Here is a 25,841-nt window from a genome sequence, read left to right as displayed (position 1 = left end):
TATCGACGGTATGGCCAGGGAAAGCGCCTGGCTCACGGCCTGTTACTGCTGGAGCATCTCCAGATCGAAGCGGTCGGCGTTCATCACCTTGGTCCAGGCCTTGATGAAGTCCTTCATGAACTTCTCCTGGTTGTCGTCCTGGGCGTACACCTCGGCGTAGGAGCGCAGGATGGAGTGGGAGCCGAACACCAGGTCGATGCGACTGGCGGTCCACTTAACCTGGTCGGTCTTGCGGTCGCGAATCTCGTAGAGATTGTTGCCCACCGGCTTCCAGGTGTTGCCCATGTCGGTCAGGTTGACGAAGAAGTCGTTGGTCAACTGGCCTTCACGATTGCTGAACACGCCGTGCTTGTTGCCGCCGTGGTTGGTTCCCAACATCCGCATGCCGCCGATCAACACGGTCATCTCGGGGGCGGTCAGGCCCATCAACTGGGCGCGGTCCAGCAGCATCTCCTCTGGCTTGACTATGTAGTCCTTCTTCTGCCAGTTGCGGAAGCCATCGGCCAGCGGCTCCAGGTATTCGAAGGAGGCGGCGTCGGTCATTTCGTCAGTGGTATCGCCACGGCCCTTCAGGAAAGGAACGCGGATGTCGTGGCCAGCCGCCTTGGCGGCTTTTTCGATCCCCACGCTGCCGGCGAGTACGATCACATCGGCCACGCTGGCGCCGGTTTCGCTGGAGATCTGCTCGTATACCTTGAGCACCCTGGCCAGCCGCTCGGGTTCATTACCCTCCCAGTCTTTCTGTGGTGCCAGGCGGATGCGGGCACCGTTGGCGCCACCGCGCATGTCGGAACCCCGGAAGGTGCGAGCGCTGTCCCAGGCGGTGGTGACCATCTCGCCGATGGACAGGCCGCTTTCGGCGATCCTTTCCTTGACCACTTCTTCACAGTAGTCCGTATTGCCGGCCGGAACCGGGTCCTGCCAGATCAGGTCTTCAGAGGGGGCTTCCGGACCGATGTAACGGCTCTTGGGCCCAAGATCGCGGTGGATCAGTTTGAACCAGGCGCGAGCGAAGCAGTCCTTGAAGTACTCGGGATCCGCCATGAATTTCTCGCAGATGTCCCGGTATTTCGGGTCCATCTTCATGGCCATGTCGGCATCGGTCATGATCGGGTTGTGGCGAATGGACGGGTCGCTGGCATCGACCGGCTTGTCCTCCTCCTTCATGTTCACCGGTTCCCACTGATTGGCGCCGGCGGGGCTCTTCTTCAGTTCCCACTCGTGACCGAACAGCAGGTCAAAGTAGCCCATGTCGAATTTGGTCGGGTGCGTGGTCCAGGCCCCTTCGATACCTGAAGTCACTGCATTGGCTGCCTTGCCCTTCATGTTGGGGTTGTTCCAGCCGAACCCCTGCTCCTCGACGTCGGTCGCCTCGGGCTCGGGGCCGAGTGCTTCGGCATCGCCGTTGCCGTGACATTTGCCAACGGTGTGGCCGCCAGCGGTCAGGGCCGCGGTTTCCTCATCGTCCATTGCCATGCGGGCGAAGGTTTCACGTACCTGCTCGCCGGTCTTGAGCGGGTCCGGCTGGCCGTTGACGCCTCCGGGTTCACGTAGATCAGGCCCATCTGCACCGCGGCCAACGGGTTCTCCATGGTGTCGGGCTTCCCGACATCGCCATAGCGCTCGTCGGAGGGGGCTAGCCACTCCTTCTCGGCGCCCCAGTAGATGTCCTTCTCGGGGTGCCAGATGTCCTCGCGACCGAAGGAGAAGCCAAAGGTCTTCAGGCCCATGGACTCATAGGCCTCGTTGCCGGCCAGAATCATCAGGTCGGCCCAGCTGACCTTGTTGCCGTACTTCTTCTTGATCGGCCACAGCAGGCGGCGCGACTTGTCCAGGCTGGCGTTGTCCGGCCAGCTGTTGATGGGGGCGAAGCGCTGGTTGCCGGTGCCGCCGCCACCGCGTCCGTCGGCGATGCGGTAGGTGCCCGCAGCATGCCAGGCCATGCGTATCATCAGGCCGCCGTAGTGGCCCCAATCGGCCGGCCACCACTCTTGGCTGTCGGTCATCAGGGCTTGCATGTCCTTCTTCAGCGCGTCGAAGTCAAGGTTCTTGACGGCTTCACGATAATCGAAGTCCTCGCCCATCGGGCTGGTCTTGCGATCGTGCTGATGAAGGATGTCAAGGTTCAGGCTTCCGGCCACCACTCCATGTTCGAACTACCTGCGGCAGTGTTGCCGCCGTGCATTACCGGGCACTTGCCTGTGTTCTGCTCATTACCCATACCGCTCTCCAATCAAGGTTGCGTTGATAGAACGGCCACCCATGAATAGACGATGGCGGTTCGGGGGACATTGAGCCATATCAACCTTCGGTTACCAGATGGCGAAGGCGGCTCCACATCCGACTCCCCCCAACCTACTCCCCATGAATCCATTAGCACAATGCGAAATTGTCGACCATGCTGATAGCCAAACTTTATAGGGCAGTCGGCCATGGAGGTGCTATGCCAGCCGGCCCATTCGTCAATGGATCATGCCGGGCAGCCAGGTGGTGATTTCGTGCCCGGCCAGGGGAACGGTCGGGCCATGCAGAACCGAACCGAAACGGGCCCTGATATCAGGGCCCGTTGCGGTCATGCAGCGCGATTCATACCAGCTCGCGCTGCTCCTCCTTTGCCTTGCGGCGGTCACGCATCACGGCGCGGCAGATCACCACCAGCACCCCCAGGGTAATGGCGGGCCAGATCAGGACGTAGAAGCCTAGAAGAAATGTCATGTGGGGTTCTCCTGTGCGGTGCCGGTCGTCGGCACCGCGTTGTCATGGGGCGAGTGAGCGATCAGCGCTGGGTGGCCAGATTGGCCGCGGCTGTCTGGCCGCCTGGCGTGACGGGCTCGGGGCGCTGCGCTTCGTAGTCACCCACCTGCTCGCCAATGGTGGCGAAGTCGAAGTCCGGCTGGCGGCTCATCAGGCTCATGACCACGCAGACCAGGGTGCTGGCGCCATAGGCGGTCAGCGAGGCCAGCAGTACGGTGTAGTCACGCAGGAAGTCGGTGGCAAACACCAGCATCGCCACCAGCGCCAGGGCGGCGGCGATGAAGCCGGCAATGCGGCCCAGAAAGCCGAACACCATCAGGCCGATGATCACGCCGCCACCGATGCTTGCCAGCACCTCGAAGAACAGGCCGCTGCCGCCGCTCATGGGCAGCAACTCGAAGCGGGCCAGGCAGAACAGCACCATGGCGACCAGTACCGAGGTAGTGAAGGCCTGGTTGGTGACCCGGTTCCAGAAACAGCTGGCGATGACCGGGAAGACGATGGCCCCCCACAGCGCGCCGACGAACACCAGCATCACCAGGATATCCAGCGAGAAGCTGGCGAAGACAATGCCCACCGCGGTGGCGATGATCATGGTCAGGCGACCCACCAGCAGCATGCGCTTGGGGTCGGCCTTGCCGCGGGCCAGGTTCTTGCCGTAGACGTCGGCCATCATGATCGCCGACAGTGCCGAGAGGTCGGAGTCGGCGGTGGAGGAGAGCGAGCCGATCACCAGGATGAAGAACATTGCAATGAACACTGGCGGCAGATAGGTGGAAACCATCTGCGGGATCAGGTTGTTCATGTCGCCGCCCATGGGTTCGACCCCCAGGGTCAGTGCCATCAGGCCGATCATGCCCAGTCCGATGACGATGGCGCCGTAGCCGATGGTGGCGGTGATGAAGGTGGGTTTGATGTGGCTCTCGTTGACCGCGAACAGGCGCTGGGAAATGGTCTGGTTGCCGATCGCGTAGGCCAGCACGGCGACGAAGAAGGGCGCGCCTGGTAGAGGATGGCATCCATGGAGAAGAGGTTGGCCTGCTCGGCGGTCAGGTTACCCAGGCCGGCTACCAACTCGCTGGGGCCGCCCATGGAGAAGAACACCGCAGGAATGATCACGATGGCAATCGCCATCAGTGCCACCAGCTGGGCGAAGTCGGTCATCACCGAGGCGCGGAAGCCCGACCACAGCGTATAGAGCAGTACGCCGAAGCCGGCAATGATCACCCCGGCCTGGAAGGAGAGCGGCGAGAGCACCGAGACCAGCGCACCGGCGGCGGTGAAGTTGACCATCAGGCTGATGACGCTGCCCAGCACGTTGGAGAGTGCCAGGATCAGCTGGCTGGAAGAGCCGTGTCGGGCGTGGATCAGCTCGCCCAGGGTGTGGGCATTGGGGGCGAGCTTGCGGAAGCGCCGTCCGAAGGGGTAGATGAACAGGATCATCAGTGCCCCCCAGAGCCCGTAGTGGATGGGGCCCGAGACGCCATAGGTATAGCCCGAGGTGGCGGCGGCGTAGAAAGAGGCGGCCCAGATCCAGGTGGCGGTCATGCTGGCCGCACCCATGCCGAAGCCCACGCGGTGATTGGAGACCATGAAGGCGTCGGCGTCTTCGTTCTTCTTGCGGATGCCGAGCGTCATCAGGTAGGTGCCGCCGTAGAAGGCGAAGAGCAGCAGCAGGACGGTCGGGATCGAGAATTGGTAGAGCGATTCACTGTTCAAGGGCAGTCCCCGGTAGATGGAACGGACACGCCCGGGCAGGTCGATCAGGCCGACATGCCGGGCGGAGGGAGAAGCTGGGGCATGCCATGGCCGCAAGACGGGCCAGCGCAACCGAGTGCCCGGGCAGGCGCCAGCGGACACGGAGCATGGTGCAGCCTCGGTGAGCTATCGTGAGCTGTCTTGAGCTATCGGGCGGACACGGCAATGCAACGCCGTTTAACAGCGTTATCCCAGGGTGGTGAGGCTGGGCGGCGGGCGGCGCGGCATGCACAGGCCCTCATCGGCATAGTGAGGCGACATGGAGATCTTCTCTATCGAATGGCGTCGGCGGTGGACAGTCGAAATGCCGACGATCCAGTCTGCGCTCGGGCAAGACCAAGGGTGTCCCGTAGCGGGACTGTCAGGGATCTGGAATCAGCGCTCTTGCCTGATCCAAGGGTCGCCTACCCTACGTCCCCCCCATGAAAAAGTCCAATCGGCGTTGAATCGGCTGGGAATGGCGCCGAGCTGCGCCGAAACCCCGCACCTTCTCTGCCATGCGGAATGTGGGGGTTTCGGCTCTGGATCGGGTTCAGTTGATCATTCCCGGCAGCCAGGTGGCGATGGCCGGGAAGGCGATCAGCAGGGCGACCAGCAGCATCGAGCAGAGGATATAGGGAATCGCCGCGGCGTAGATCTCGCGCATGGTGGTGCCCTTGGGTGCCACTCCCTTCATCACGAACAGCAGCAGCCCAAGCGGTGGCGTCGAGAAGCTGATCTCCAGCGCCAGCAGCACGATGATGCCAAACCAGATCGGGTCGAAACCCAGCACCTGGGCCAGCGGGAAGAAGAACGGCACCGTCAGCATCATGATGGAGATCTGCTCCATGAAGGTGCCGAGTACCAGCAGCACGGCGAACATCGCCAGCAGCATCAGGACAGGCGCCAGGTCGAAGCTGGTAGCCCACTGGATCAGGCCGCTGGAGGCGCCGGAGAAGGCCAGCAGCTGGCTGAAGGTGGCGGAGCCGAACACGATCAGGTAGGCCATCAGCGTGACCTTCAGCGCCCCGGTGACCGACAGCTTGAACGCCTCCCAGGTCATGCAGCGGAAGATGAAGGCCAGCACCATGGCGCCCAGGGCCCCGAACGCGGCCGCCTCGGAAGGAGTGGCGAAGCCCATCAGCATCAGCGCCACGATCAGCACCATGACGCTGATCATCGGCAGGATGTCGGTGAGGATCAGCATCAGCTTCTGCTTGAGGGGGACCGGTTCCAGCTCGTAGTTCGGTGCCGCCGAGGGGTCGATGCGGGTATGGATCCAGATGGTGGCGATATAGAGGCAGGCGAGCACCAGGCCCGGAAGGATACCCGCGATCAGCAGGGCGCCGATGTCGATCTTGGCCAGGGTGGCCAGCAGTACCGCCAGCGCCGAGGGGGGAATGATGATGGCCAGGCCGCCGGTGCCCAGGATCGGGCCGATGGCCATGTGCTTCTTGTAGCCGCGGCGCTCCATCTCGGGCACCAGCAGCGAGCCCATCAGCGCCGTGGATCCCATGGAGGAGCCGCTGAGGGTGGAGAAACCGGTACCCCCCACCACGGTGACGTAGGAGAGCCGGCCGGGCACCTTGCCCATCAGCTGGTCGATGGCATTGAACATCTTCATGCCCATGCCGGTACGGAAGAACAGCTCCCCCATCAGCAGGAACAGCGGAATCGGCACCAGGTTGAAGCTCGACAGGGCACCGAAGCCGTTGTTGAGCATCTGGATGATGCCGTTCTGCCCGCCCATGAAGTACCAGGCGCCGATGACGTTGGCGGCCAGGAACGCCAGTGCAATGGGCGTGCCGATGGCCATGAAGGCGAGGATCAGGCCAGGAGAAAGGCCAGGGCCAGATACCATTCCATTATTCTTTTATCCCCGCTTCGCCGCTGTGAAGTATGTCTCGACCCACCACGAAGCGGGCGAATTCGATGGCCATCAGAGAGAAACACACCGGGTAGGCGATGGTGAGAATCCACTTGGGTACGAAGAAGGCGCGCACGTCGTAGTCGCTGCGCTGAATGTTGAGCATCACCAGGTCATAGCCCTTCCAGGCCAGTACCACGCAGACCGTGACGCAGAGCAGGGCGACCAGCCGGCTCAGCACCTGCAGGGCCAGCGGTGGCAGGATCGATGTCAGCAGTTCGATGTGCACGTGTCCCTTGTGCCTGACCAGCCAGGGCGCACCCAGCAGCGTCAGGTAGAACATGGCGTACTCGGTGGAGAGGAAGAACCAGGCCGAGGGCTGCAGGCCCAGGTTGCGGATCACCACGGAGAGCACGATGGCCACCATCAGCCATACCAGCATGATGGCGGCCAGCAGGGCCATGCCGTTCAGCAGTAGCAGGTAGGCGCGAGTTGCGTATCGCATAGCGTCATCCAGGGCCCGGCAGCTAGCCGAGGGGGAACGGAAAGATGAACCGGCCGCCTGGCGGCCGGTTCATCGTGCCTCAGAGGTCGTTGAACTTCTCGATCAGCTCGTCGTAGTGCTCGAGGCCCATGGGGTGACGCTCCATCTGGCGGCGCATGCGCTCCCAGGTGGCTTCACGGGCGGCTTCGGAAAAGCGCTCGCCGGCCTCGCCTTCCAGGCGGAAGACCTGCATGCCGTCGGCTTCCAGCTCTGCCAGCTGCTCCTCCGCCAGCACCTCGAAACGCTCGGCGCTTGCCCGCTCATGCTCGATGGCCACTTCCTGGAGGATCTGCTGCGCCTCTTCGCTCAGGCCGTTCCAGCTATCCAGGTTGAGAATGACGCCCATGTCGGTGGAGAAGAAGTCGGGGTCGATCCGGTAGTTGAGGAAGCGATCCCAGTTGAGGTCCTTGAGACCGATCTGGGTCCAGCCGGTGGCGTTGACCACGTTGCGCTCCAGCGCCGAGTAGACATCGGTGGTGGGAAGGCTGATCGGCTGGGCACCCAGGTAGTCCTGGAAGAAGGCGTCGTAGACCGGGTTGCTGCGCAGCGTCATGCCGGACACGCTGAGGTTGCCGTCGTCGTCCAGGCGGGGTTCGTTGATCGTGTAGAGGTTGTAGCTGACCCCGCTGTCGAACCAGCCAGGTAATAGGTGCCCATCTTATCCTGGTGGATCTGGTTGAGCAGGTCGATACCGCCGTTCTCACGGGCATGGATGGCATTGGTGTTCGAGGCGACCAGGGCATCGCGCTCCGGCACGGTGCCGGCGTAGAAGCTGGCGGCGGTATAGGCCATGTCGACCACGCCGTTGCGTACGGCATCGGGCTGCTCGGAGAGGCCGATGACCTCGGGGCCGCCACGCACGTCGATCTGCACCACGCCTTCACCACGCTCGTTCACCTTGTCCACGAACTCGAGAAAGCTCTGGGTGTAGATCAGCGAGGGGGGAAAGGCATGGACCGCACTGATGCGATCGACCGCCACGGCGTGGGCCGAAGCGAGCATGGATGCCACGCTCAGTGTGGCCAGTAGTTGCTTGTTCATCATTGTTCTCCTCGATGGGGTGGTGCACATGTTGCCGGTTGTTGTTGGAGGCTTGCGTCATGTGGCGCACAAGCCGGGCAAGGGCCTGGTATCACCCTCTTGAAATGATCGTCGCGCTGTCTGGCGGTGGCTCGACCCAGGGGTGTCGATGTGCATAGTCGGCCGCAAAGCGGGCGATCTCGGCCTGGTGTTGCCGGGTCATGTCGATATCGTCCCAGCCGTTGAGCAGCTTGGTGCGCCAGGTGGGGGCGATAGTGAAGTCCACGCTCAGCGCGCCGATGTCGATGCGCTGCGCCTCCAGATCGACGCGAAGCGGGCCGGGGGCTTCCCCCAGGGCCGCGAGCAGCGCCTCGGCGTCCTCTTCGCTGACCGTGGCCGGCAGCAGGCCGTTGTTGACCGCATTGGAGGAAAAGATGTCACCGAAGCTCGGCGCGATCACGCAGCGAAAGCCATGGTCCACCAGTGCATAGACGGCGGCTTCGCGGCTTGAGCCGCCACCGAAGTTGCGCCGCGCCACCAGCACCTGGGCCTCCGCCGCCTCGGGGTGATTGAGGATGAAGGTCGGCTGCGGGTTGCCGCTCTCGTCGTGGCGCAGGTCATGCAGCAGGAACTGGCCGTAGCCGATGCTGCGCGGCTCCTTCATGAAGCGAGCCGGGATCAGCTGGTCGGTATCCACGTTGGCCAGCGGCAGCGGGCAGGCCAGGGTGTCCAGAATCTTGATGGGTCTCATCGCAGTGCTCCCGTCACAGCTCGCGGATGTCGGCCAGGTGGCCGGCCACGGCGGCGGCGGCCACCATGGCCGGCGACATCAGGTGCGTTCTGGCCCCTGGTCCCTGGCGACCCTTGAAATTGCGGTTGGTGGTGGAGGCGCAACGCTCGCCGCTGGGTACCAGGTCGCCGTTCATGGCCACGCACATGGAGCAGCCCGATTCGCGCCACTCCAGGCCCGCCTCGCGAAAGATGGCGTCCAGCCCTTCGGCCTCCGCCTGCTTCTTCACCTGGGTGGAGCCGGGGGAGACGATGCCGGGCACTCGGCTGCGCCGGCCTTGCAGCACTTCGGCCGCGGCGCGCAGGTCCTCGATGCGGGCATTGGTGCAGGAGCCGATGAAGACCCGGTCGATGGCGATGTCGGTGAGCTTCTGCCTGGGCTCAGACCCATGTACTCCAGGCTGTCGCGCATCTGACGCACCTTGCCCTCGTCATTCAGGGTCGCAGGGTCGGGCACGCACTGGTCGATGGGCAGCGCCTCTTCCGGTGATACGCCCCAGGTCACGGTAGGTGCGATCTCGGCGGCGTCCAGGGCGATGTCCCGGTCGAAGCGGGCTCCGTCGTCGCTCTTCAGGGTCTGCCAATAGGCGATGGCCTGTTCCAGCGCCTCCCCTTCGGGCGCCCAGGGGCGGCCCTTCAGGTAGGCCAGCGTCGTGTCGTCCGGGGCGATCATGCCGCAGCGGGCGCCGCCCTCGATGGAGAGGTTGCACAGGGTCAGCCGCGCTTCCATGGAGAGGCCGCGGATGGCGCTGCCGGTATATTCGATGGCGTGGCCACGGGCGCCGTCGGCGCCCAGGCGAGCGATCCAGGTCAGGGCGATGTCCTTGGCGGTAATGCCGGGGGCCAGGGTGCCCTCCACGGTCAGGCGCATCTGCCTGGGGCGGCTCTGCCACAGGGTCTGGGTGGCCAGCACATGGGCCACCTCCGAGGCACCGATGCCGAAGGCGATGCTGCCGAAGGCGCCGTGGGTGGAAGTATGGCTGTCGCCGCACACCATCAGCAGGCCTGGCTGGGTCAGGCCCTGTTCGGGGCCCAGCACATGAACGATGCCCTGGCGGGGATCGTCGAGGCCGAACAGGGTGATGCCGTGTTCGCGGGTGTTGTCGGCCAACTGCTCGATCATGCCGCGGACCTTGGCATCGCCGATGTCGTCGAGGCTGCGGGTCAGGGTCGGCACGTAGTGATCGGCGACACCTAAGGTGAGGTCGGCGCGGGCCACGGGCAGGCTGCGCTCACGCAACTTGTTGAAGGCGTGAAAGGAGCCTTCGTGAACGAAGTGGCGGTCGATCCACAGCAGGCTGTTGCCGTCTTCACTGCGATGGATCTCGTGGGCATCCCACACCTTGTCGAACAGGGTCGTTGGCATTGTCGATTGGCTCGCCGAGGCCGGCATTCGGTGAATTTTTGTCAGTGCTGAAATTCGGGTCCGTACGTTAAATACTTTCCATACCTTAAATACATCTAGCGCAGCCCCGTGCCACAGGTCAAATGTATTTTTTTCTTTTCATTAAATGTATTAATTATAGTACCTTTGTTTCTGCCGCCAAGCTAGGCACTGCGCGAGCGCTTCGGCCGTGGCTGCTGGGCCTCGGGGGCCATGGGTTCCCAGTAGCGGGCCTCCTCGTCGCCGGTGCGGTTGAGGTCGATCTGGATGCGATACCGGTCGGGCCGGTAGAGCGCATCCAGATGCTCCACGCCGCGCCCCTCCTGGTCGTAGACACCCGGGTCAGCGCGATGAGCGGTGAGCCGACCGAGACATCGAGTGCGCTGGCCACGTCGTGGCTGGCCAGGGTGGCGGAGATAGTCTGGGAAGCGTGATCCACCAGTACCCCGCTGCGCTCCAGCAGGGCGAACAGCGGCATGCTGGCGAGGTCGGCTTCGTTGTAGTGCAGGGCGATGTACTCGGGGACGTGGGTCACCAGGTAGGAGAAGGGCTTGTCATCGGCCATGCGCACCCGGTAGATCGCTGTACGCGCTGACCGTCGCGCAGCCCCAGGCTTTCCCGCACCGGCTCCGGCGGCGTCACGTAGCAGAATTCCAGCAGCCTGACCCGTGATGCCTGGCTCATCTTGACCATGTTGGGCAGCAGGTTGGAGACGCTGGCGGTCATCACCGTGGCGTCCAGGGGCTGTTCCAGGACCACCGTGCCCAGGCCCGGCTTGCGGTCCACCATCCCGGTCTCCCGCAGTGCCTCCATGGCCCGTCGAACGGTGACCCGGGAGACGCCGTGCTGCTCGGCCAGCTTGTTCTCGCCGGGTAGCTTGCTGCCTGCGGGAAGGCGTCCGCTGAGAATCGCATCCTTGAGTAGCAGGTAGATGCGATGGGACTTGGTCCCGCCCACGGAGGTCGCATGCTTATTGTTCATTGCGCATATCCTGACTCGTTCCAAGAGACTTGACGTCGGCAGCCAAGTAGACATAGAAATGTATTATGCATAGTACAGCTTGATGTGCCATGCGAACGATAACGATAGCAACCCGACGGAGAACAGCCCATGCCTGTCGTCCAGGTCAGCCTGATCCGGGGTTATTCCGGCGCACTCAAGCAGCAGCTCTGCGAGCGCCTGACCGCAGCGGTCAGCGCCAGTATTGCGGCGGACCCCGATGCCATCACGATATTTCTGCATGAGGTCGAGGCGGATGGCTACATGCGCGGCGGCCGCCCTCGGCAGCCCGGTGGCGAACGGGCACAGCAGGAGGCAACGGAGGCGTCGTCAGCCGAGTCACTGGTGCGGACCTTCCTGGCGGCCATGGAGGCGCGTGACCTGGAGCGAGCATCCCGACTGCTGGCCGACGATTTCGTCATGCGCTTCCCCGGTAGCGCTCCCATGACCCGTCTGGCCGAGCTGGTTGAATGGGCCGGTGACCGCTATCGCTTCGTGGGCAAGCGGATCCATGCCTTCGACAGCTGCGACAAGAGCGACCACACGGTGGTGGTCTGCCACGGCGAGCTCCATGGCGAATGGCCGGATGGCACCCCCTTCGACGGGGTGCGCTTCATCGACCGGTTCGAGCTGCGCAACGGCAAGCTGTCGCGCCAGGAGGTGTGGAACGACCTGGCGTTGGCGAGTCCGTAAGGCCTTGCGGCAGACCTGCCGTTTTTTTCGACATTCAAGGAATTTCCTCGTCATGACCCATACCGACAATGGCTTGAAAGCGCAGCTCAACGCTCCCGACATCGTCGTCGCTCCCGGCGTCTATGACGCCCTGGGGGCGTCGCTCGCCGAGCAGGCGGGCTTCGATACGGTCTACCTGTCCGGTGCCAGTCTCGCCTATACCCAGCTGGGGCGGCCCGATATCGGCCTGCTGAGCCTTACCGAGATCAGCGATGCCATGTCGCACATTCGCGAGCGGACCGACCTCTCGGTGGTGGTGGACTGCGATACCGGTTTCGGCAATGCATGAACGTGATGCGCAGCGTGCGCATGCTGGAGCGCTCCGGCGCCAACGCGATCCAGCTCGAGGACCAGACCTATCCCAAGCGCTGCGGTCACCTGCGCGGCAAGACCCTGGTGCCCACCGCCGAGATGGTCGGCAAGCTGAAGGCGGCGCTGGATGCCCGCCACAGCGACCGGACCCTGGTCATCGGCCGCACCGATGCGCTGGCCGTGGAAGGCATCGACGGTGCCATGCAGCGTGCCCGGGCCTACCGGGATGCCGGGGTCGACCTGCTGTTCATCGAAGGCATCCGCAGCGACACCGATATCGAGCGGATCATGACGGAGTTCCGCGGCCAGGTGCCGATCATGGCTAATATGGTGGAAGGGGGGGACACGCCGCTGCAGAACGCTGCCGCCCTGCAGGCCCAGGGCTTCTCGCTGGTGATCTTCCCTGGCGCCTGGTACGTGCCGTGACCCACATGGCCAGCCAGTTCTTCGCGACCCTGCGACGCGACGGTACCACCGATGCCTTCCGCGATCGCATGCTCGACTTCGGTCAGCTCAACGAGTACCTCGCACCCAGGCGATGCTGGAGCTGGGCCAGAAATACGAAGGCCATTGAGCGCCCGCAGGACGCCGACGCCTCACCCAACCATTGCTCAGGAGATGCCGCATGATTACCACCGACAAGACCGCCAAGGAGCTCTTCCATGAGGTCATGGCCAACCCACAGCGTGTGCCCTTCGGGTTCGGCAACAAGGCGGTGCTGGTCAACGTCGATCCGCAGAAGGCCTATACCCGCACCGACCTGTTCAAGACCGCCTACGAGACCGACCCTAACCAGCTCGATTACGTGAACCAGCTGGCCCGTTCGTTTCGTCAGCTAGGCTGGCCGGTGGTCTGGACCCATGTCGCCTTCCTCGACTCGGCGGAGGACGCCGGCGTATGGGGTACGCGAACCGACACCCCCGACTCGCTGCAGAACATCAAGTACGGCTCCGAGCGTGCCGAGTTCGACGAGCGGGTGGAGATCGACCCGCGCGATGTCGTCTACATCAAGCGCATGCCTTCGGCCTTCTTCGAGACCCCGCTGCAGTCGCTGCTGGTGTGGCATCAGGTCGACACCGTGATCGTCACCGGGGGTTCCACTTCCGGCTGCATTCGGGCCACCGCGGTGGACAGCCTCTCCCGTGGCTACCGCACCATCGTGCCCATGGAGTGCGTGGCCGACAAGCACGAGAGCTACCACTACGCCAACCTCACCGACCTGCACCTCAAGTATGCCGACGTGATGCCGGTGGCGGACGTGCTGAACTGGCTTGAATTGCGCAGTGCCGAGCGCGGTTGAGCCGGCCGGTTTGAGCAAAAGCGGTTGAGGCAGTATCGGAAGAGGCTGGATCGGAATCAGGAGTGTGCAGCATGAAGGAAACCCTCGGCGCCTACGACTACTGGCCCTACGAGAATCGCCCGAAGATCACCTGGCCGGGCGGGGCTCGGGTCGCCTTCTGGGTGGCACCCAATATCGAGTACTACGAACTCGATCCGCCCCAGAACCCACAGCGCAAGCCGTGGCCGACGCCGCATCCCTCGGTGCCCGGCTACAGCATTCGCGACTATGGCAACCGAGTCGGCCACCAGCGCCAGATGGCCCTGCTCGACAAGTACGGCATTCGCGGTTCGGTGTCGCTGTCGGTGGCGCTCTGCGAGCACCATCCCGAGATCATCGAGATGTGCCGTGAGCGCGACTGGGAGTTCTTCAGCCACGGCATCTACAACACCCGCTACACCTATGGCATGAGCGAGGCCCAGGAGCGGGAGATGATCCGCGACAGCATCGAGACGATCCACCGCCACACCGGGCAGAAGTGTGCCGGCTACCTGGCCCCGGCGCTCTCCCATTCGGAGCAGACCCTGGATCTGTTCGCCGAGGAGGGCCAGGCGCTGTTCGGCGACGAGGCGGGCTTCTATACCTGTGACCTGTTCCACGACGACCAGCCCACGCCGATCCGGCTGCGTTCCGGTCGCCGCTTCGTCTCCATGCCCTACTCGCTGGAGATGAACGACACCATTGTCTATGCGGTTAACAAGGTAGAGCCGCGCCATTACCTGACCATGCTCAAGCGCCACTTCGACCGGCTCTACGCCGAAGGGGCCGAGTCGGGCACGGTGATGTGCATTCCCACCCACAACTACCAGGTCAGTTGTCCGCACCGCATCAAGGCCTTCGAGGAGGCGCTGGAGTACATCACCGGCCACAGCGACGTCTGGGTCGCCACCGGCCGGGAGATCGCCAGCCACTATCTCGCCCACCACTACGACGATGCCCTGCGCGACATCGATACCAAATCCGCCACGGCCAGGAGGCGCTGAGCCATGTCCTCGACAACGTCGTCTCTCGACAAGGATTACCTGACCTACCCCTGGCGCCGCCACGGCTACGACCATGACCGCTATGCCTGGTCGATGCTGGCCGAGCGGCCGTCGGTACGATGGCCCGGCGGCAAGACCCTGGCGGTATGGATCAACGTGTCGCTGCAGTTCTACCCGCTCAACCAGCGTGGCGTGCCCTTCAAGGTGCCCAACGGCATGACCATGCCCTATCCGGACCTGCGCCACTATTCGCTGCGGGACTATGGCAACCGGGTGGGCATCTACCGCCTGCTGTCGGCCTTCGAGACCCATGGCATCCGTCCCACCTGGGCGATCAATGCCCAGCTCGCCGAGCAGACACCGTACCTGTTGGAGCGCCTCAAGGCTTACGGTGGCGAATTCCTCTGCCACGGCTGGAACATGGACCATCTCCACCACGGCGGACAGGATCGCGACGAGGAGGCCGAGATCGTGCGGCGCTCGGTCGAGACGCTGCGCCAGCTGACCGGCCAGCCCATCCGCGGCTGGCTGAGCCCGGCCCGTTCCCAGAGCTGGAACACGCCGGAGCTGCTGGCCGAGAACGGCATCGACTACTGCGCCGACTGGGTCAACGACGACATGCCCTATGCCTTCGCCACGGACAGCGGGCCGCTGGCGATGATGCCGCTGGCTACCGAGATCGAGGATCAGTTCGTGATGTGCCAGAACCTCCATTCGGAAGACAGCTGGGTCGGGCAGGTCAAGGATGCCTTCGATTTCCTCCTGCAGGAGTCGAGGGAGCAAGGGGGGCGGATGCTGGCGCTCAGCCTGCATCCCTGGCTGGTGGGCCAGCCCCATCGTATCGGCTGCCTGGAGGAGGTGCTGGCCCATATCACCGGCCATGACGAGGTATGGCAGGCGCCGGCCGGAGACATTCTCGACGCCTACCGCAAGCAGGATGATGGCAACGACTGAGGAGCGACGCCATGGCGATCGTGGCTTTTGGCAGTGGTAACGAGTTCGAGGTACAGGTGCCGCTGGTGATAGTCGGCGCAGGTGCATGCGGCCTGGTGGCGGCACTCGCCGCCAGGCAATTCGGCATTGATGCGTGGTGCTGGAGCGCGATGCGATGCCCCGGGGCAGCACGTCCATGTCCCAGGGCTTCATTCCGGCGGCGGGAACGCGCTTCCAGGAAGAGAAGGGGGTGAGGGACAGCGCCGAGCTGATGGCCGAGGACATCCAGCGCAAGAACGGCTACCAGGCGGACCCGGACATTGTTCGCGCCCTCTCGGAGGCCTCTGCCGGCGTGGTGGAGTGGCTGGCCGATGCCCACGGCGTACCCTTCGACCTGGTGGAGGGCTTTCTCTACCCGGGCCACCGCCGCACACGGATGCACGCCACGCCGCGGCGAACCGGCGAGGAGCTGATGGGCAGTCTGCTCAATGCGGTGGAGTCCGCGGGTATCGACCTGCTCACCGAGGCCCGGGTGGTGGACCTGCACGTGGACGATGGCGGCAGGGTGCTTGGTGTGACCCTGGAGCGGCCCGATGGCAGCCGGGAGTCCATCGGCTGCGATGCCCTGATCCTGGCGTGCAACGGCTACGGGGGTAATCCGGAGCTGGTGGAGCGCCACCTGCCGGCCCTCAAGGATGCGCTCTACTATGGCCATGAGGCAACCAGGGTGACGCTCTGCTGTGGGGCGAGGGCATGGGGGCGAGCCTCAAGGACCTGGGGGCCTGCCAGGGGCACGGCTCACTGGCGATGCCGCACCAGACCCTGATCACCTGGGCGGTGATGATGCGTGGCGGGGTGCAGGTCAACAGCGAGGGGCGGCGTTTCTCCAACGAGCATGGCGGCTATTCGGAGCAGGCGGCCAAGGTGCTGGCCCAGCCGGGGGGGATCGCCTGGAACCTGTTCGACCGGCGGATCCATCAGGCTGCGCTGGAGTTCGAGGACTACCGCAACGCCCATATCGCGGGTGCGGTACGCACCTTCGACACTCTGGAGGACATGGCCATCGGGCTTGGCCTTCCGCAGGAGGCCCTGCTGGACACCTTCGCCGAGATGCATGCCCTGGCCGAGAGTGGCGAGGCCGATGGCTTCGGGCGCTGCTTCAGCCTCGAGGATCTCCTGTCAGCGCCATATCACGCCATCAAGGTCACCGGTGCGCTGTTCCACACCCAGGGCGGGCTCGAGGTGACCCCCCAGGCGCGGGTGCTGCGCCAGGACGGCTCGGTCTTCCCCAACCTGTTCGCCGCCGGTGGGGCGGCACGCGGGGTCTCAGGCTCGGGGGACAGCGGCTATCTCTCAGGCAACGGCCTGCTGAGTGCGGTGGTGCTGGGTGCCATTGCCGGCCGCGAGGCGCCCGGGAGCTAGGCTGCGACTCGGCTGCCTGAGGCAGGGCCTTTCCTTCCTACACCGAGGCGTCGGGTAGCACCAGCTCCCGCGCCTCGCCCATCAGCAGTGCCCGATTGACCTCCAGCGCCTCGCGCAGGTAGTCCCACAGCAGCCTGACCCGTGCCAGGCGGCGTTGCTCCTGGCGGGCGGTGATCCAGAACTGGCGCACGATCTCCACTTCGTCGTCCAGCACGCTGTGAAGCGTGTCGCCGGTCTCGGCCATGAAGCAGGGCAGCACGGCGAGCCCCGCTCCCTGCAGGGCGGCCGCGTGCTGGGTGGTGACGCTGGTGCTGCGGATCGAGAAGTGCGGGCCCGGCTGGCCCACCACGGCGGGGTCGAGCAGCGGTTCGAGGTAACTGAGCTGCTCGCTGAAGATCAGGTCGTCCACATAGCCGATCAGCCGGTGGCGACCCAGTTCGGACAGGTGCTGTGGCGTGCCGTGTCGCGTCAGGTAGGCGCGGCTGGCATAGAGGCGCAGGCGATAGTCGCAGAGCCGGGAGATCACCATGCCGGGGCTGACCGGCCGCTCCACGGTGATGGCGAGGTCGGCTTCGTGGCGGCTGAGGTTGACGACCCGGGGCAGGGCCAGCAGATCCAGCGTGATACCGGGATGGCGTTCGCAGAAGGCGGAGAGCAGGGGTGCGATGACCCAGGTGCCGAAGCCTTCGGTGACTCCAAGGCGGATCTGGCCGCTGAGCTGGTGGTTCTTGTCGGTGAGGCTCTCGCCGGCCTCGAAGGCGTGGCGGGCCATTTCCTCCGCGTGGGCCAGCAATTGCTGGCCGGCCTCGGTCAGGTGGTAGCCGTGGGTGCTACGCTCGAAGAGCTGGGTGTTGAGTTTCTGCTCGAAACGCCGGGTGCGCCGTGACAGGGTGGAGTGGTCCACCCCCAGGCGACGCGCGGCATCGGTGAGGCGCTCGCTGCGGGCGACTTCGAGAAAGATCTGTATGTCCTGCCAATCGAGCATGAAGGTCTCCCAAGTCGTCGCGCGGTTGTGCATCAGTGCACAAGCAATGTGCCCGAGTGCCCGTTGTCAGGCAATCCGACCTCTGGCTAGACTCATGGGCATTCCATTTCGTGTATTAATACACATAAAGTCTAATCTTTGCCTTGCAACGACATCACAACGCTAAGCAGACGGCGCAAGTAGCCAAAGAAAGCAGACAACGAAAACAGATAAGTAGAGAGGAGCACGCACCATGTCCGTTCGCGAGATTCCGATGTATATCGACGGCAAGCCCGTCCCGTCCAGCAGCCAGGAGTGGCGCGACGTGGTCAACCCGGCGACCCAGGAAGTGGTGGCGCGGGTACCGTTCTGCTCCGCCGAGGAGGTCGACCGTGCTGTTGCCAGCGCCAAGGCAGCCTTCAAGACCTGGCGCAAGGTGCCCCTGGGCAAGCGCATGCGCATCATGCTCAAGCTCCAGGCGCTGGTGCGCGATAACACCGCCGAGCTGGCCGCCCTGATCACCGAGGAGCACGGCAAGACGCTACCCGACGCCGAGGGCGAGGTGGGTCGTGGCCTGGAAGTGATCGAGCACGCCTGTTCGATCACCTCGCTGCAGCTGGGTGAGCTGGCCGAAAATGCCGGCAGCGAGATCGACGTCTATACCCTCAACCAGCCGCTGGGCGTGGGCGCCGGCATTACCGCCTTCAACTTCCCGATCATGCTGCCCTGCTTCATGTTCCCGCTGGCCATCGCCACCGGCAACACCTTCGTGCTCAAGCCCTCCGAGCAGGATCCGAGCTCCACCATGCGCCTGGTCGAGCTGGCCCACGAGGCGGGCGTGCCGGCCGGCGTGCTCAACGTGGTCCACGGCGGCCCGGACGTGGCCAACCAGATCGCCGACCATGCCGATATCAAGGCGCTCTCCTTCATCGGTTCCTCCCATGTCGGTTCGCTGCTCTACGACCGCGCTGCCAAGGCCGGCAAGCGTATGCAGGCGATGATGGGTGCCAAGAATCACTGCGTCGTGATGCCGGACGCCAACCGCAGCCAGGCGATCAACAACCTGCTGGGCTCCGCCTTCGGCGCCGCCGGCCAGCGCTGCATGGCCAACTCCGTGGTGGTGCTGGTGGGCGAGGCCAAGGCGTGGATCGACGACATCGTCGACGGCGCCCGCAACATGAAGGTCGGCCCCGGCACCCAGCGTGATGCCGACCTCGGGCCGCTGGTCTCCCCGGCCGCCCGTGAGCGGGTGATTCGCCTGATCGACGCCGGCGAGAAGGAGGGCGCCAAGCTGCTGGTCGATGGCCGTGGCTTTGAGGTCTCGGGCTACGAGCACGGCAACTTCGTTGGCCCCACCGTGTTTGCCGACGTGACCCCGGAGATGACCATCTACCGCGAGGAGATCTTCGGCCCGGTGCTGTGTGTCGTCAGCGTCGACACCCTGGACGAGGCGATCGAGTTCATCAACGCCAACCCCAACGGCAACGGCACCTCGATCTTCACCAACTCCGGCTGGGTGGCGCGCCGCTTCGAGAGCGACATCGACGTGGGGCAGGTCGGCATCAATGTGCCGATCCCGGTGCCGGTGGCCTACTTCAGCTTCACCGGCTCGCGCGGCTCCAAGCTGGGCGACCTGGGTCCCAACGGCAAGCAGGCGATCCAGTTCTGGACCCAGACCAAGACCGTCACCGCCCGCTGGTTCGAGCCCGAGAACGTCTCCAGCGGCATCAACAGCACTATCTCGCTGAGCTGAGCTGCAATCGGTTGAGAGCCTGACCCACGGCCCCGCTTCACCGAGAAGCGGGGCCGTTTGGCTTATGGGGCGTGGCCGTTTCAGCTTATTTGGAAGGAGGCACCCCGAGGATGGCGAAAAGCTCCGCGAGCTCCGGGTCATTCCGCTGGGCACGGAGGATGGCAGGGTCCACCACCGAGAAGCGGCCTGCCGAGGCCTGCAGGTATGGCCGGCCGGTCGCCTCGTCGATGAAGCGGACCTCCGGCACCCTGGCGAGGCACTGCTTGAGGAAGCTACAGTTCCTGGCGATGGCCAGGCTGTCGTCGTCGGGATAGACCTCCGACGGGCAGGTCGCCAGGGTATTGATCTTCTTGTAGCGATCGATGTTGACCAGGCCCAGGGGCGCCAGGATGTGCAGGATCTCACGGGTGCCATGGGCGATGGTCGTCGGCGGGGTATGCTTGGGAACGCTGTTGTCCAGGAAGTGGTACTCGAGCCGGGGGTGTCGGCTGTCCAGCCACTTGAAGAGCAGCTTGGGCATGCCGTCATAGGCCTCCACGCAGTGACCCAGGAAATCCTCCACCGCCTTGTAGCGTCCCCGCGTCAGTCCGCGTTCCCAGCCGCGCTCCACCGTCGCCTCCGGCGGGGTGACGACGAAATAGAAGTACATGGTGGTGACGTGCTTCGCATAGGTGGCATCCAGGAGCCGCGGGACCTTGTCCATGGAGAAGCTATCGAAGCGAAATCGGTCAATCAGCAGGTGCGGGATGGAGCCCTCCCGCTCGGCCTTGTCGCGGATGTAGCGGTCCAGCTTGGCATCGATGAGCTTGACCTCCTTGCCGGCCAGGCGCCCGGCATACTTGTAGGCCTCGCCCAGGGCCTCGTAGTCGAGCAGCAGGCGGCGCCAGATGTCGGGTGAGACGGTGCCGTACTGGTCTGGCTGGATGCCCAGGCCGCACAGGGTGTCCTTGAGAAAGGAGCGCAGGGAGCTCTTGCCGGCGGCCGAGGCCCCCTTGAGGCTGATCAGGATCGGCTCCCTGGCACAGGGGAGCCTGCCGTAGCCCTCGGTATGCATGGCCCGCTCGACATGGGGGGCGATCTGCTGCCCGAGGTGGCGGCTGCCGAAGTCGTTGCACACATGGCGGGTGATCAACCTGGCCAGCAGCTCCCGGTCCACCCCGATATGGCCCTGGGTGGCGCCGATGGCGTTCAGGACACGGTAAGTACTCTTGTAGATGGCCCTTTCCAGCTCATCCTGCGCCGCCAGCCCCTTTTCCTTGATGTCCCGGATCACGTCATGGTGGCGTTCCTCGATGGGCCGCGTGTCCGCTGGTTGTGGTGTCGGCGGACCTCTGACCAACCATCGGGACCACCACGAACCGGGTTCGGGATCGGTTTCCGTCGGTTCGGGTGCGAAGGCTGCAGCGAGGATACCGTTCACCCGACCGTGGATCTCGTCATACAGCCGGTCATACGCCTGCTGGAGCGCCGGCAGTTGGGGGGCCAGGTAGCCGGACAGGATCGTCAGGGCGATGCTGCGGAAGTGCAGCCCCAGGAGCTCCTCTTCCTCGCCCTCCAGAACCACGACATCGGCTGCCACCTGCACGATCAACTCGTGCAGCACCAGGCGCTCCGCCCGGAAGGCGACCAGTTCCTCTTCCGCGAGCCCGGTGAGGGCCATCAGCTCGGGGATGTCGGACAGGCGTGAATAGACGTTGTCCGGACGATGAATCGTCTCCAGGGACTTGTGGCGCCTGGGCAGCTCGGCGGCCAGGCCGGGATTCCAAGCCGAAAACCGGGAATCGTCTCGATTAGCCATACCGGGAATCCATGCCTGCTGGGGCGTGTCGGGGTTTGACGAAGGGAGTCTGCAGCGATAGTGGCCCAACCGACAGCGTGGAGCAATCCCTGAGGGAGTATCCATTCTTTCAACGGGCGCCAAAGCGTCATTAGCTGATATGGTGGTTTCAACACCTGCCAGCGAGGAGCTTACGTGACCAGGCGCCTCTCGTTTCCCTTGCCGTCCACCGTGCTGGTTCGCTGGTTGGCAACGTTGCTGTTCTTGCTGCCATGGCAAGCCAAGGCCGCCATCGACGTGGGTGCTCTGCAGGGGGAGTTGAATCTCGGTCCGCACGTTCAGCTGCTGGAAGACCGCGCTCGTGAGTTCGATATCGCGAGGTTGTTGCGAGAGGGCGAGGCGCTGGAGTGGGGGCGCTCCCGTCAGGAAACCCTCAACTTCAGTTTTTCCGATTCCGCCTGGTGGCTGAAGCTGCGGGTCGAGAATACTTCAGACCGCCCAGTGCGCCGGCTGCTGGAGCTGGCCATGCCATTGCACGACTATCTCGACGGCTATGTGGTGGATGCGCAGGGCGAGATCGTCAGGGAGTGGCAGACCGGTAACCGACGGAGCTTCGACTCCCGTCCGATTGACCATCGCACCTTCGTGCTGCCCATCCATGTGCCGGCCGGTGAGTCGCGCAAGGTCTTCCTGAGACTGGATACCCACGATGGGCTCTATGATGCCACGCCCCTCTATCTCATGGATGATGCCAGCTTCCTGGCCAAGGCCCAGCGGGAGCTGATGGCCTTCAGCCTCTACTTCGGTGGCCTGCTGGCACTGTTGATCTACAACCTGCTGCTCTACCTTGCCACCCGCGAGCGGCCCCTGCTGCACTACGTCATCTATCTCGGGACCTTCTTCATCCTGATGTTCTCGTCGCGAGGCTTTGCCTTTCAGTACTGGTGGCCTGAGATGCCGACGTTCAACAACCAGATGGTGCCGCTCAACATCGGCCTGTTCGCCGTCACACTGGCGTTTTTCAGTGACAGCTACCTCAACCTGCGCCAGCATGCCCCGCGGTTGACCCGAGTCCTCTACGGTGTTGCCGGACTGTGTCTGGTGAGCGCACTACCGGCGTTGCTCGGCCACTACGCGCCGGTGTTCCACCTGATCATCCCCGGCGCCATTCTGCTCTCCTGCCTGTTGCTCGGCGTGGCGGTCTGGCGCAGCCTTTGCGGCGACACGCTGGCCAGGATCTACCTGGTGGCGTGGAGCGTCCTGCTGATCGGCATCGCGCTTTACTTCCTGCGGGTGGCGGGGGTGCTGCCCTACAATATCGTCACCGAGTACGCCGTCCAGGTAGGCTCGGGAATCGAGTTCCTGCTGCTATCCCTGGGGCTGGCCTGGAAGATCAACCAGTTCAAGAACGAAAAGCTCGCCGCCGAGCGCGCCACCCTCGATCTGCAGCGTTCGCTCAACGAGCGCCTGGAAGCAGAGGTCCAACAGCGCACCCAGGAGTTGGAAAAGGCCAACCAGCAGCTTACGACCCTGGCACGCACCGACCCGCTGACCGGCTTGTTGAATCGCCGTCAGTTCCAGGAATTGATGGAAGAGGAGCTGCAGCGACGTCGGCGCAGCGGCCAGCTACTGCTGTTTGCGGTCATGGATATCGATGACTTCAAGCTCTACAACGACACCTATGGCCACCACGCCGGCGATGAGGTGCTGGTCAGGGTCTCCACCCTGCTGCTGGACTACTTCCGTCGCGCCGGAGACCGGCTGTTCCGACTCGGCGGGGAGGAGTTCGGGCTGTTGCTGGCCATCGACTCGCTGGAGGAGGGGCAGGAGGCGCTGGAGAGGTTCCGCGAGGCCCTCCAGGGCTGAACATTCGCCATGAGACGTCCACCTATGGGGTGATCACGGCCTCGTTCGGCCTGGTGGCCTGCCACGGGTGCGATGCGGTGCGTGATGTGGAGACACTCTATCGTCTCGCCGACCAGGCGATGTACGAGGCCAAGGCGCATCATCGCAACCGGGTGGTGACGTGTAGCCGATTGAAGTCATGCGAGTGAGCAGGGGCATGGACAATGAATTGACGTTGACGTTAACTGTCATTAACTCGCAGCGCTAACGATGTCTAACCGGAGCCCGCCATGTCGACGCCCATCAGCCGCTTTCCCATTCCCGAATCGATCCAGGACCTGCCCGCGGATATCCGCGATGCCATGCTGGCGGTGCAGGAGAAGGCCGGCTTCGTGCCCAACGTGTTCCTGATGCTGGCCCATCGCCCGGCCGAGTTCCGTGCCTTCTTTGCCTATCACGATGCGCTGATGGAGCGGGAATCGGACACCCTGACCAAGGCCGAGAAAGAGATGATCGTGGTGGCCACCAGCGCTCGCAATCACTGCCTCTACTGCGTGGTGGCCCACGGCGCACTGGTACGCATCTACAGCAAGGACCCACTGCTGGCCGACAAGGTCGCCATCAACCACCGTACCGCCTCGCTGAGCGAGCGCCACCGGGTCATGCTCGACTTCGCCTTTCACTGCGGCCTGGACGTGGGCGAACTCACCGACGAGTGGCAGAGCCGCCTGATGAATGCGGGTTTCACCCAGGACGACATCTGGGACATCGGCGCCATCACCGCCTTCTTCGGCCTCTCCAACCGCCTGGTCACCCTCACCGGCACGCCGCCCAACGAGGAGTTCTACCTGATGGGCAGGGTGCCGCGGGAGAAGCCATAGAGGGACAACCCGGTTTCAGGCGTTTTCCCGGCACCCTTCCAACAGCTGCAGCACCGGCACCAGCTGGCTTTCGTGCAGCACCAGCACCGTATCGGCGGAGGCTTCCTCCTCGGTGGGGGAAATCACGGCGAACTCGCCTTCCTCCAGATGGAATTCGTGTATCTCGCGAGCGCCGTGCGGGGTCAGGCAGCGGGCCGTGCGGTAGGGGTCATCCTCGCCGTAGGTGAGGCGGTGGTAGACCTTGAAGAAGGTATAGAGATAGAGGCCCTGGTCGAAGGCGGGCCAGCGTGCGGGGATGGTGCGGGTCTCCTCGTCGAGTGCCTGGCCGTTGGCTTCCGCCCGAATGATGGCGTGCTCCAGCGGGCGGGCCAGCAGCGAGGCGTCATCCTGCGGGAAAGGCTGCGAGGCCTCGAAGGCTTGGTGGTAGCGATCGACCGCCTTGCGCAGGTCGTCGAGGGAGCCGATGCCATGGTCGCTATGGGCCAGGTCGGCGGGCTCGAAGCTGCCGTTTTCCCAGCCGTGGATCACCCTCAGCAGGAGCCGACCCTTGGCCATGGGCTGCAACAGCAGGGCATCGATGGCGACCCGCAGGTGCAGCTGCCGCTCGATCGACTGATTGTCGAAAGCGGTGTAGGGGTCGGCGAAGATGGCGTGCAACCGCCCGGGGGCGTGTTCCTTGGCTTCAGTAAACGGCATTGGAATTCTCTGCGAGAGTGGTCGTTCGCATGCAGCGACTGTACTATCATCGCTTGTTATATCATCACGTGTCCTATCAATCATGGACGCTAGACGGTCATATCGGCCATTCTGTCCATTACTTGAGCTACCCATCCATTCACTGTCGCCAGGGGAGTTCCGCCGTGCAACCGGCGGGGCTGAGAGAGCCAAGCGCTGACCCTGGAACCTGATCCGGTTCATACCGGCGGAGGAAGTGCGACATGCCCTACCTGACGTCAGCCGTGCTCGGCGCGGCGCTATTGTGCTTTGCCTTTCTGGGCCTGCGTGCCCGTCGGGCCGACGGCCCCCTCGATGACTACGTGACCGCCCGCAACTCCCAGGGCGCCCAGGCCATCGGCCTGTCGTTCCTGGCCTCCAGCATGGGCGCCTGGATCCTCTTCGCCCCGCCGGAGATCGGGGCCTTCGTGGGACCGGTGGCGCTGGCCGGCTACGCCATCGGCTCGTCGCTGCCGTTCCTGATACTGGGGCTCTATGGCCCCGCCATCCGACGCCACCTGCCCCGGGGGCGCAGCATCGGCGAGTTCGCCGAGGCCTGCTATGGCGCCGGGGTGCGGCGCTGGGTCTCCTTCGTTTCCGTGGCCTACATGGCCATCTTCCTGGCCGCCGAGCTGACCGCCATCGGCGCCATCGCCGCACTGCTCTCCGACGTGCCGCCTTCGCTGGTGGATCCTCGGGGTGGCGGTGGTCACGCTGGTCTACACCACCCTGGGCGGCCTGCGAGCGAGCCTGGCCACGGATCGCTGGCAGGCCTGGCTGCTGCTGGCCCTGCTGGTACTGGTCGGCGGCGTGGCCTGGTGGTGGCTGCCGCCCATGCCCGCCGGGGCGATCATGCCGTCGATTCCCACCGGCAGTGCGCTCTCCGTGGCGCTGACCCTCGTGATCGCAGTCACCGCGGCCAACCTCTTCCACCAGGGTTACTGGCAGCGGATCTGGGCGGCCGAGGATGATCGCGCCCTGGGCCGGGGAGCGCTGCTGGGGGCCGCCAGCAGCCTGCTGGTGGTGATGGCCATCGGGGGGCTGGGGATATTGGCGGCGATGCACGCGCTGCCCCTGGGGGAGCCGCCGATT

General features: G+C 64.4%; 24 protein-coding genes, 5 pseudogenes and 1 riboswitch. Of the genes and pseudogenes, 14 read left to right on the top strand and 15 right to left on the bottom strand.

Going from position 1 to position 25,841, the window contains the following annotated elements; translation table 11 throughout:
• Positions 1–42: 42 nt before the first annotated feature.
• The 12 genes and pseudogenes from katG to Q427_RS33100 all read right to left on the bottom strand — a co-directional run bounded on the left by katG (position 43) and on the right by Q427_RS33100 (position 11,076).
• Positions 43–2,221, bottom strand: a pseudogene (gene katG / locus Q427_RS02015) (catalase/peroxidase HPI).
• Between the two features lie 365 nt (positions 2,222–2,586).
• Positions 2,587–2,715, bottom strand: a complete 129-nt coding sequence (locus tag Q427_RS33125; protein WP_231613318.1) for a putative transporter small subunit — start codon at positions 2,713–2,715, stop codon at positions 2,587–2,589.
• 61 nt (positions 2,716–2,776) lie between these two features.
• Positions 2,777–4,473 (bottom strand): annotated as a pseudogene (locus tag Q427_RS02010) (sodium:solute symporter family protein).
• A 571-nt stretch (positions 4,474–5,044) separates the two neighbouring features.
• Positions 5,045–6,352, bottom strand: coding sequence for a TRAP transporter large permease (locus Q427_RS02005; RefSeq protein ID WP_231613317.1), 1,308 nt, complete (start codon positions 6,350–6,352; stop codon positions 5,045–5,047).
• Positions 6,353–6,356: 4 nt separating this feature from the next.
• Positions 6,357–6,863 (bottom strand): TRAP transporter small permease, encoded by a 507-nt coding sequence (locus Q427_RS02000; RefSeq protein WP_043510511.1) that lies wholly within the window; start codon positions 6,861–6,863, stop codon positions 6,357–6,359.
• A gap of 79 nt (positions 6,864–6,942) precedes the next feature.
• Positions 6,943–7,455: a TRAP transporter substrate-binding protein DctP gene (dctP, locus tag Q427_RS33120; protein ID WP_231613316.1), complete on the bottom strand. Its 513-nt coding sequence runs from the start codon at positions 7,453–7,455 to the stop codon at positions 6,943–6,945.
• A complete protein-coding gene (locus Q427_RS33115) occupies positions 7,452–7,943 on the bottom strand; it encodes a hypothetical protein (protein ID WP_231613315.1) in 492 nt (163 codons plus the stop codon). The genes dctP and Q427_RS33115 overlap by 4 nt, the downstream gene beginning before the upstream one ends.
• Before the next feature lie 91 nt (positions 7,944–8,034).
• Positions 8,035–8,673, bottom strand: a complete 639-nt coding sequence (gene leuD / locus Q427_RS01990) for a 3-isopropylmalate dehydratase small subunit (protein ID WP_043510510.1) — start codon at positions 8,671–8,673, stop codon at positions 8,035–8,037.
• A gap of 13 nt (positions 8,674–8,686) precedes the next feature.
• Positions 8,687–10,077, bottom strand: a pseudogene (leuC, locus tag Q427_RS01985) (3-isopropylmalate dehydratase large subunit).
• Positions 10,078–10,259: 182 nt separating this feature from the next.
• A complete protein-coding gene (locus Q427_RS33110) occupies positions 10,260–10,406 on the bottom strand; it encodes a hypothetical protein (protein WP_231613319.1) in 147 nt (48 codons plus the stop codon).
• A 65-nt stretch (positions 10,407–10,471) separates the two neighbouring features.
• Positions 10,472–10,660 (bottom strand): annotated as a pseudogene (locus Q427_RS33105) (UTRA domain-containing protein); the annotation flags it as partial.
• A complete protein-coding gene (locus Q427_RS33100) occupies positions 10,627–11,076 on the bottom strand; it encodes a GntR family transcriptional regulator (RefSeq protein WP_231613314.1) in 450 nt (149 codons plus the stop codon). The gene Q427_RS33100 and the pseudogene Q427_RS33105, both read right to left, overlap by 34 nt.
• A 129-nt stretch (positions 11,077–11,205) precedes the next feature.
• On the opposite strand from Q427_RS33100, the gene Q427_RS01975 reads away from it, so the two are divergent.
• From Q427_RS01975 to Q427_RS35080, 9 genes are all read left to right on the top strand, one after another.
• Complete coding sequence (locus tag Q427_RS01975; protein WP_043510509.1) at positions 11,206–11,787, top strand: nuclear transport factor 2 family protein; 582 nt, start codon at positions 11,206–11,208, stop codon at positions 11,785–11,787.
• Between the two features lie 52 nt (positions 11,788–11,839).
• Positions 11,840–12,115, top strand: coding sequence for an isocitrate lyase/phosphoenolpyruvate mutase family protein (locus Q427_RS35920; RefSeq protein WP_331280514.1), 276 nt, complete (start codon positions 11,840–11,842; stop codon positions 12,113–12,115).
• A complete protein-coding gene (locus tag Q427_RS35915) occupies positions 12,112–12,564 on the top strand; it encodes an isocitrate lyase/PEP mutase family protein (protein ID WP_331280513.1) in 453 nt (150 codons plus the stop codon). Before Q427_RS35920 ends, Q427_RS35915 begins: the two co-directional genes overlap by 4 nt.
• Positions 12,561–12,767: a hypothetical protein gene (locus tag Q427_RS33095; RefSeq protein WP_231613313.1), complete on the top strand. Its 207-nt coding sequence runs from the start codon at positions 12,561–12,563 to the stop codon at positions 12,765–12,767. The genes Q427_RS35915 and Q427_RS33095 overlap by 4 nt, the downstream gene beginning before the upstream one ends.
• Positions 12,764–13,438, top strand: a complete 675-nt coding sequence (locus tag Q427_RS01965; protein WP_043510508.1) for an isochorismatase family protein — start codon at positions 12,764–12,766, stop codon at positions 13,436–13,438. The genes Q427_RS33095 and Q427_RS01965 overlap by 4 nt, the downstream gene beginning before the upstream one ends.
• A gap of 71 nt (positions 13,439–13,509) precedes the next feature.
• Positions 13,510–14,460, top strand: coding sequence for a polysaccharide deacetylase family protein (locus Q427_RS01960; RefSeq protein ID WP_043510507.1), 951 nt, complete (start codon positions 13,510–13,512; stop codon positions 14,458–14,460).
• A 3-nt stretch (positions 14,461–14,463) separates the two neighbouring features.
• Entirely contained in the window at positions 14,464–15,414 is a 951-nt protein-coding gene (locus tag Q427_RS01955) for a polysaccharide deacetylase family protein (protein WP_043510506.1), read from the top strand.
• A 154-nt stretch (positions 15,415–15,568) separates the two neighbouring features.
• A complete protein-coding gene (locus tag Q427_RS35085) occupies positions 15,569–16,219 on the top strand; it encodes an FAD-dependent oxidoreductase (protein ID WP_269321191.1) in 651 nt (216 codons plus the stop codon).
• The gene (locus Q427_RS35080; protein WP_269321190.1) at positions 16,147–16,815 is read left to right on the top strand and encodes an FAD-binding protein; all 669 of its coding nucleotides are present in this window, start codon (positions 16,147–16,149) and stop codon (positions 16,813–16,815) included. The genes Q427_RS35085 and Q427_RS35080 overlap by 73 nt, the downstream gene beginning before the upstream one ends.
• 37 nt (positions 16,816–16,852) lie before the next feature.
• Here Q427_RS35080 and Q427_RS01945 read toward each other — a convergent pair whose 3' ends face one another.
• Positions 16,853–17,800 carry a LysR family transcriptional regulator gene (locus Q427_RS01945; protein WP_043510505.1) on the bottom strand — a complete coding sequence of 316 codons (948 nt, stop codon included), beginning with the start codon at positions 17,798–17,800 and terminating at the stop codon, positions 16,853–16,855.
• Positions 17,801–18,032: 232 nt separating this feature from the next.
• On the opposite strand from Q427_RS01945, the gene Q427_RS01940 reads away from it, so the two are divergent.
• Positions 18,033–19,532, top strand: a complete 1,500-nt coding sequence (locus tag Q427_RS01940; RefSeq protein ID WP_043510504.1) for a CoA-acylating methylmalonate-semialdehyde dehydrogenase — start codon at positions 18,033–18,035, stop codon at positions 19,530–19,532.
• Positions 19,533–19,617: 85 nt separating this feature from the next.
• Here Q427_RS01940 and Q427_RS01935 read toward each other — a convergent pair whose 3' ends face one another.
• The gene (locus Q427_RS01935; RefSeq protein WP_051496047.1) at positions 19,618–21,330 is read right to left on the bottom strand and encodes a hypothetical protein; all 1,713 of its coding nucleotides are present in this window, start codon (positions 21,328–21,330) and stop codon (positions 19,618–19,620) included.
• Positions 21,331–21,504: 174 nt separating this feature from the next.
• Here Q427_RS01935 and Q427_RS01930 point away from each other — a divergent pair, with 174 nt between their 5' ends.
• The 3 genes from Q427_RS01930 to Q427_RS01925 all read left to right on the top strand — a co-directional run bounded on the left by Q427_RS01930 (position 21,505) and on the right by Q427_RS01925 (position 24,035).
• Positions 21,505–23,175: a sensor domain-containing diguanylate cyclase gene (locus Q427_RS01930; RefSeq protein WP_043510502.1), complete on the top strand. Its 1,671-nt coding sequence runs from the start codon at positions 21,505–21,507 to the stop codon at positions 23,173–23,175.
• Between the two features lie 29 nt (positions 23,176–23,204).
• On the top strand, positions 23,205–23,363 hold the full coding sequence (locus tag Q427_RS30915; protein ID WP_197030455.1) for a diguanylate cyclase: 159 nt from the start codon (positions 23,205–23,207) through the stop codon (positions 23,361–23,363).
• Between the two features lie 81 nt (positions 23,364–23,444).
• Entirely contained in the window at positions 23,445–24,035 is a 591-nt protein-coding gene (locus Q427_RS01925; RefSeq protein ID WP_043510500.1) for a peroxidase-related enzyme, read from the top strand.
• Positions 24,036–24,050: 15 nt separating this feature from the next.
• On the opposite strand, the gene Q427_RS01920 is transcribed toward Q427_RS01925, so the two are convergent.
• The gene (locus tag Q427_RS01920; RefSeq protein ID WP_043510498.1) at positions 24,051–24,731 is read right to left on the bottom strand and encodes a hypothetical protein; all 681 of its coding nucleotides are present in this window, start codon (positions 24,729–24,731) and stop codon (positions 24,051–24,053) included.
• 140 nt (positions 24,732–24,871) lie between these two features.
• A riboswitch (TPP riboswitch) is annotated at positions 24,872–24,984 on the top strand.
• Here Q427_RS01920 and Q427_RS01915 point away from each other — a divergent pair.
• Positions 24,974–25,841, top strand: a pseudogene (locus Q427_RS01915) (sodium:solute symporter family transporter); the annotation flags it as partial. (Overlaps the previous riboswitch by 11 nt.)

This window comes from Halomonas sp. BC04 (genome assembly GCF_000568385.1).
This window is presented reverse-complemented; position numbering and strand designations above follow the sequence as displayed.